The 6,350-nt window shown below is 73.4% G+C and carries 5 protein-coding genes; 2 read left to right on the top strand and 3 right to left on the bottom strand.

Annotation, left to right across the window (positions count from 1 at the left end):
* Window positions 1-34 precede the first annotated feature (34 nt).
* Entirely contained in the window at window positions 35-1,369 is a 1,335-nt protein-coding gene (locus AB0E83_RS34740; protein ID WP_362120711.1) for an aminotransferase class I/II-fold pyridoxal phosphate-dependent enzyme, read from the bottom strand.
* A 48-nt stretch (window positions 1,370-1,417) separates the two neighbouring features.
* Here AB0E83_RS34740 and AB0E83_RS34735 point away from each other — a divergent pair, with 48 nt between their 5' ends.
* Both AB0E83_RS34735 and AB0E83_RS34730 read left to right on the top strand, forming a co-directional pair.
* The gene (locus AB0E83_RS34735) at window positions 1,418-2,701 is read left to right on the top strand and encodes an MFS transporter (protein ID WP_362120709.1); all 1,284 of its coding nucleotides are present in this window, start codon (window positions 1,418-1,420) and stop codon (window positions 2,699-2,701) included.
* Window positions 2,702-2,738: 37 nt separating this feature from the next.
* Window positions 2,739-3,638 carry a hypothetical protein gene (locus AB0E83_RS34730; RefSeq protein WP_362120708.1) on the top strand — a complete coding sequence of 300 codons (900 nt, stop codon included), beginning with the start codon at window positions 2,739-2,741 and terminating at the stop codon, window positions 3,636-3,638.
* 76 nt (window positions 3,639-3,714) lie between these two features.
* Here AB0E83_RS34730 and ptsP read toward each other — a convergent pair whose 3' ends face one another.
* The gene (gene ptsP / locus AB0E83_RS34725; protein WP_362120706.1) at window positions 3,715-5,385 is read right to left on the bottom strand and encodes a phosphoenolpyruvate--protein phosphotransferase; all 1,671 of its coding nucleotides are present in this window, start codon (window positions 5,383-5,385) and stop codon (window positions 3,715-3,717) included.
* 81 nt (window positions 5,386-5,466) lie between these two features.
* Window positions 5,467-5,916 carry a PTS glucose transporter subunit IIA gene (locus AB0E83_RS34720; protein ID WP_362120704.1) on the bottom strand — a complete coding sequence of 150 codons (450 nt, stop codon included), beginning with the start codon at window positions 5,914-5,916 and terminating at the stop codon, window positions 5,467-5,469.
* Between the last annotated feature and the right edge of the window lie 434 nt (window positions 5,917-6,350).

Here is a 6,350-nt window from a genome sequence, read left to right as displayed (position 1 = left end):
GCGGCGCCGCCTTCGACGTCGACTCCTTCACCCTCTACGGCACCGACGTCACCGCCCCCGACCTCGGCCCCCTCACCACCTCCACCCTCAGCGGGTCCGCCGCCAGCCGCTCCGCAGCCTCCGGCAGGAGCGTGGACGCCGTGATCCGCACGGCGGGCGGCGCCGCGATCCGGAACCGGGCGCCCGCGGCGACCCACCAGCCGTGCGTCCGCAGCCCGTTGACCACCGCCGACTCGTCCCGCACCGGCACCCACACGTTCAACCCCGCGGCCCCGACCGCGCGGATGCCGCGCGCGCCCAGGGCGTCGATCAGGGCCCGCCTCCGCTCGGCGTACGCGGCCTCGCCCCGCGCCACCAGCCGTGCCGTCCCCGGATCGGAGAACAGCCCGACGACGGTCTCCTGGAGCACGTGGCTGACCCAGCCGGAGGTCATCAGCATCCGGCCGTCGTGCCGGGCGAGCGTCACCGCGTCACCGGTCAGCCCGGCCCACCGCAGGTCCACCCCCAGCCGCTTCGAGACCGTGCGCACCTGTGCCCAGCGGGCCGGCTCCAGCGCGCCGAGGGTGGGCGCCGGGGGACCGTCGAGCTCGGTGAGGTAGTCGTCCTCGATCACGAGGACCTCGGGGAACTCCCGGAGCAGATCCCCCAGTTCGTCCCGCCGCCCCACCGAGAACGAGGCCCCGGTCGGGCACTGCGCGCGCGGGCTGAGGACGACCGCCCGCACCCCGGCCCGCAGCGCCGCCCGCAGGCCGTCCGGCGTGATCCCCTCGCCGTCCACGGGGACCGGCACCATCCGCAGCCCCAGCGCGGGCACCAGGTCGAGGAGGTGGTGGAAGCCGGGGTCCTCGACCGCCACGGCGTCCCCGGGCCGCAGCTCCACCGAGAGCAGCCGGGCGACGCAGTCGAGCGCCCCGTGCGCGAAGGTCACCCGCTCCGCCGGCACCCCGTCCCGCCGGAACCACGCCCGGGTCAGCTCCTCCAGGGCCGCCAGCCGGGGCGCGGCCCGGTGCGAGCCGTAGACCGGCCGCACCTCGCCCGGCGGGCGGAGCACCGGCAGGAACGCGGGATCGGGCAGACCGCTCGACAGGTCCGTCAGCCCCTCCGGTATCCGGGGAGGGCGCCGGGACGCCACCGAAGGCGCCTCCGCCACGACCGTGCCGCCCCGCCCGCGCGTCACCACGAGTCCGCGCCCGCGCAGCTCCTTGTACGCGGTCGCCACCGTGCCCGGACTGACCCCCAAATCGTCCGCGAGCTTCCGTACGGGAGGCAGCGCGTCGCCCGGCGCGAGGTCGCCCTCGGCCACGCCGCGTTCGACGGACGAGGCGATCCCCTTGGCCGTCGTCCCCTGGATCGAATATTGTGTCACCACGTTAAAGATTATGTATCAGTACATAAAAACGCGTCAAGGGGGAACCGCGTGAGCCGCCCGTCCTCGTGGCACCGCACCGCACTCGACCGCATCCCCGGAGGCCGCGACGGCCGCCGGATGCTCGTCGTCAGCGTCGTCGACAAGACGGGCACCGGCCTCTGGGCCAGTTGCACCGCCCTCTACTTCACCTACGTCTCCGGCCTGAGCCTCGCCCAGGTCGGCCTCCTCATGACCGTCTCCGGCGGCGTCGGCGTAGCGGGCGCCCCCCTCGCGGGCCTCCTCGCCGACCGCTTCCCCCTGGTCCGCGTCATCGTCGCCGCCCAGCTGATGCGCGGCGTCGCCCTCCTCGCCCTCCTGACCGGCGACCACTTCCTCCTCCTCACCCTCTACTCCGCGCTCGGAGCCCTCCCCGACCGCGCCGGCAGCGTCCTCATCAAGCTGTACGCCGCCCGCCGGGCGGGCCCCGACCGCGTCCGCTACCAGGCCATCCAGCGCACCACCGTCAACATCGGCTGGTCCATCGGCGGCCTCGGCGCCGCCGCCGCGCTCGCCACCGGCTCCTCCCGGGCGTACACCTGGCTCCTCGTCGGCAACGTCCTCTCCTACCTGGTCATCGCCGCCCTCACCCTGCGCTGCGCCGAACCGCCCGCCCCCTCCCGCGTCGCCGCCACCGCGGCCGACACCCCCGGGCGCCGGCCCGCCGGCCCCTGGCGCGACCGCACCTTCCTCGGCTACACCGCCACCGACGCGGTCCTCTACCTCGACGACACCATCCTCCAGGTGGCCGTCCCCCTCTGGATCGTCCACGCCACCGACGCCCCCGCCGGCCTCGCCCCCCTCCTCCTCGTCCTCAACACCGTCCTCGTCGTCCTCTTCCAGGTCCCCCTCGCCCGCTTCGGCGCCACCACCCGGGCCGCCCGCCGCCTCCTCGTCCCCCTCTCCGGCCTCTTCCTCGTCGGCACCCTCGCCCTCGCCGCCTCCGCCGCCGGCGGCCGCCCCCTCGCCATCGCCGCCCTCGTCGTCGCCGTCACCGCCCTGACCTTCGCCGAGATCATCCACGCCACCTCCGCCTGGGAACTCTCGGTCGCCCTCGCCCCCGCCGAGGCCCAGGGCGCCTACCTCGGCGTCCACGGCCTCGCCCAGTCCACCCAGCGCTTCGCCGGACCCCTCCTCGTCACCGGCGTCATGACCGCCGGCCCCCTCGCCTGGCCCCTCCTCGGCCTCGCCCTCCTCGGCGCCGGAGCGGCCCAGCACCGCCTCCTCCGCGACCGCGTCCTGAACCCCGCCCCACCCTCACTGTCAGTGCCCGTGATTACTCTGAGTGAGCACTGATCGACGGTGACCAGACCACCGCACCCGAGGGGGAGCCATGACGACGACCACCACCACGAGCCGCCTCCGCCGCGCCCTGCGCCGCGAGATCCCCAGCACCGTCGGCCTCCTCGCCGACGAGCAGGACTTCGCCGCGATGCGCCGCTACCGCACCTTCGCCTTCACCGACCACCCCAGCTACCTCAAGGAGGTCGAAGCCCTCCTCAAATCCCTCGCCCGCCAAGGCACCCACACCACCGTGGCCCTCTTCGACCCCGACGAGTACGCCTCCTACTGCGCCGAGACCGGCCTCGACCCCGACCACCCCACCAGCCGCAGTCGCTTCACCGACCACCTGGCCACCACCGGCGCCCGCGTCACCTACACGGGACAGCCCCTCGCCGCGCTCCTCCCCGAACTCGTCGACACCGCCGTCCGCCACGCCACCTGGGAGTACGCCACCACCGTCCTCGCCACCGCCGGAGACTGCGCCGACTGCGGCCTGGACCTCGGACGCGACGCCTTCGACCGCGCCACCCGCCTCCTCCTCGACCTGTGCGAGGGAGCGGGACCCGGCACCCACCACCTCGTCTGCAGCGTCCCCGCCGCCACCGACCACCTCCTCGCCGTCCTCCACACCACCCGCGACGACCACGGCACCCAGCACCACGACCCCGCCGCCGCCACCGAGTTCACCGCCGTCCTCGCCGCCGGCCTCGCCCTCGCCGTCCCGGGTGGCCTCGTCCTGCGCGTCACCCGCCCCGACCGCCCCGACCGGCTCCACGGCTGGCGCCTCGCCGAGGGCACCCTCGTCCCCCTCACCGAGGCCGAGGTCTTCGCCGCCTACTGCACCGACGCCCGCACCGGCGAACCCCTCCCTCCCGAGCACGGCGTCGACCACCGTGCCGGCTTCCCCCTCCCCTCCGGCCCCCAAGCCCACCACCCCGGCCACCCCTGACCCCGGACACGACGGAGGGGCTCCCCGCCACCAGGTGACGGGAAGCCCCTCCGGACCACGCGCTACGACTCCGGGATCACTCCCCGGACAGCACCGCCTGCGCGGCGATCCGCGCCTCGTGCGCCGTGTCCGCGGCACGCGCCGCGGCCGCCGCGCGCTCGCACTGCGCGAGCGTGTACTTCGCCAGCGTCGCCCGCACGTACGGGATCGACGCCGCGCCCATCGACAGGGAGGTGACCCCCAGACCGGTCAGCACGCACGCGAGCAGCGGGTCCGAGGCCGCCTCCCCGCAGACGCCGCAGCTCTTGCCCTCGGCCTTGGCCGCCTCGGCGGACAGCGCCACCAGGTCGAGCAGCGCCGGCTGCCACGGGTCCTGCAGCCGGGACACCGCGCCCACCTGACGGTCGGCGGCGAAGGTGTACTGCGCCAGGTCGTTCGTGCCCAGCGACAGGAACTCGACCTCCTGCAGGATCGAACGCGCCCGGAGCGCGGCGGACGGGATCTCCACCATCGCGCCGAACTTCGCCCGGAGCCCGGCCTCGCGGCACGCGTCGGCGAACGCCTTCGCGTCCGTCCGGTCGGCCACCATCGGCGCCATGACCTCCAGGTACACCGGCAGTCCCTCGGCGGCCTTGGCCAGCGCGGTCAGCTGCGTCCGCAGCACCTCCGGGTGGTCGAGCAGCGACCGCAGACCCCGCACGCCCAGCGCCGGGTTCGGCTCGTCCGCCGGCGTCAGGAAGTCCAGCGGCTTGTCGGCGCCGGCGTCGAGCACCCGCACGACCACGCGGCCCTCGGGGAACGCCTCCAGGACCTTCCGATAGGCCTCGACCTGCTTCTCCTCGGACGGGGCCTTCTGGCTGTCGTCCAGGAAGAGGAACTCGGTACGGAACAGACCGACGCCCTCGGCGCCCGCCTCCACCGCGGCCGGCACGTCCGCCGGGCCGCCGACGTTGGCGAGCAGCGGCACCTTGTGCCCGTCCGAGGTGGCCCCCGGACCGCTGGAAGCGGACAGCGCCGCCTTCCGCTCCTCGGCGGCCTTGGTCAGCGCCGCCTTCTTCTCCTCGCTCGGGCCCACGAAGATCTCGCCGGTGGAACCGTCCACCGCGATCTCCGTGCCCTCGGCCAGCTCACCGGCGCCCGGCAGCGCCACCACGGCCGGTACGCCCAGGGCGCGCGCCAGGATGGCGCTGTGGCTGGTGGGCCCGCCCTCCTCGGTCACGAAGCCGAGCACCAGCGCCGGGTCGAGCAGCGCCGTGTCGGCCGGCGCCAGGTCCCGCGCGATCAGCACGTACGGCTCGTCGCTGTCCGGCACACCGGGCATCGGCACGCCGAGCAGCCGCGCGACGATCCGGTTCCGCACGTCGTCCAGGTCGGCGACCCGGCCCGCCATGTACTCACCGGCACCCGCCAGCAGCTCGCGGTAGTGCGAGAAGGCGTCGTAGATGCCGCGCTCGGCCGTGCTGCCGACCGCGATCCTGCGGTCGACGTCGGCGATGAGCTCCGGGTCCTGGGCGATCATCGCCTGGGCCTCCAGCACCGCCTGGGCCTCGCCGCCGGCCAGATTGCCGCGCGCGATCAGATCCGCGGCCACGGCCTCCACCGCCTGACGGGCGCGCCCCTGTTCGCGCTCCGCCTCCTCGGCGGGAATCTGCTTGGCGGGCGGCTCCAGGACCGCCGTACCCATGTGCCGCACCTGGCCGATCGCCACTCCGTGGCTGACGCCGACGCCTCGCAGCGTTGTCTCCATCTCACCCGTCTCCGATAGAGCGGCGGCCGGAACCACCGCGTTGAATGTCGTACTCGCAGCCGCCGTGACGACGGAGCGGGCTCAGCTCCAGTCGAAGAGCTGGTCGCCCGCCTTCACGTCGCCGTCCTCACGGACGCCGGAGAGCGAGTCGGCCGTGGCCTCGAGGGCGACGACGGGGCAGATGGGGGACTTGCCGGCGGCCTCGACCTCGGCGGGGTTCCACCGCACGACGGCCTGTCCGCGCGTCACGGTGTCCCCCTTGTTCACGAGCAGCTCGAAACCCTGTCCGTTGAGCTGCACGGTGTCGATGCCGAGGTGCGTCAGCACACCGTGGCCCTCGCCGTCCACGACGACGAAGGCGTGCGGGTGCATGGAGACGATGACCCCGTCGACGGGGGAGACCGCCTCGGAGGGCTCGCGTACGGGATCGATGGCGGTGCCGGGCCCGACCATGGCACCGGAGAAGACCGGGTCGGGAACGTTGGCGAGACCGATGGCGCGTCCAGCGAGTGGCGACGTCACGGTTGTCATGGGAAGCCTCCCAGGGGCGGAGATCGTGTGGCGCCGCCACTACCTGTCCTGGGCGGCGCGTTACTGTTCAGAAGCGTAAGTCATAAGAAGTCCTAGTTCCGCACGAGACGTACCAGTTGGGCGGACCTAGGGACTACCGGAAACGATTTGCCTCCACTGACGGTGGGATGTACTGTCGTACTCCTGCTTGACCCCAACGCGACTTCGAGTCGTGGGTCGGCAGCACCATCAAGCCAGATCCTAACCTCAGTGGTCTACACCTCTGCCTGCCCCGGTTCGTTCGGGACGAGCGCGGAGGGTCGGTCAAGGAGCCGGAGAAAGCCTGGTAATGTTTGACCCCGCCGGAAGGCCCCGAGAGAAAAAGAATCGGGACCGGAAAGCACCGAGGAAATCGGATCGGAAAGATCTGATAGAGTCGGAAACGAAGGAAGCGC

The sequence above is a fragment of the Streptomyces sp. NPDC035033 genome, assembly GCF_040636735.1.
Taxonomy (GTDB): Bacteria; Actinomycetota; Actinomycetes; order Streptomycetales; family Streptomycetaceae; genus Streptomyces.
This window is presented reverse-complemented; position numbering and strand designations above follow the sequence as displayed.

Excerpts from the sequence above, each read along its gene's own strand:
- ptsP (WP_362120706.1), bottom strand. The coding sequence starts at position 5,385 with ATGGAGACAACGCTGCGAGGCGTCGGCGTCAGCCACGGAGTGGCGATC.
- AB0E83_RS34730 (WP_362120708.1), top strand. The coding sequence starts at position 2,739 with ATGACGACGACCACCACCACGAGCCGCCTCCGCCGCGCCCTGCGCCGC.
- AB0E83_RS34720 (WP_362120704.1), bottom strand. The coding sequence starts at position 5,916 with ATGACAACCGTGACGTCGCCACTCGCTGGACGCGCCATCGGTCTCGCC.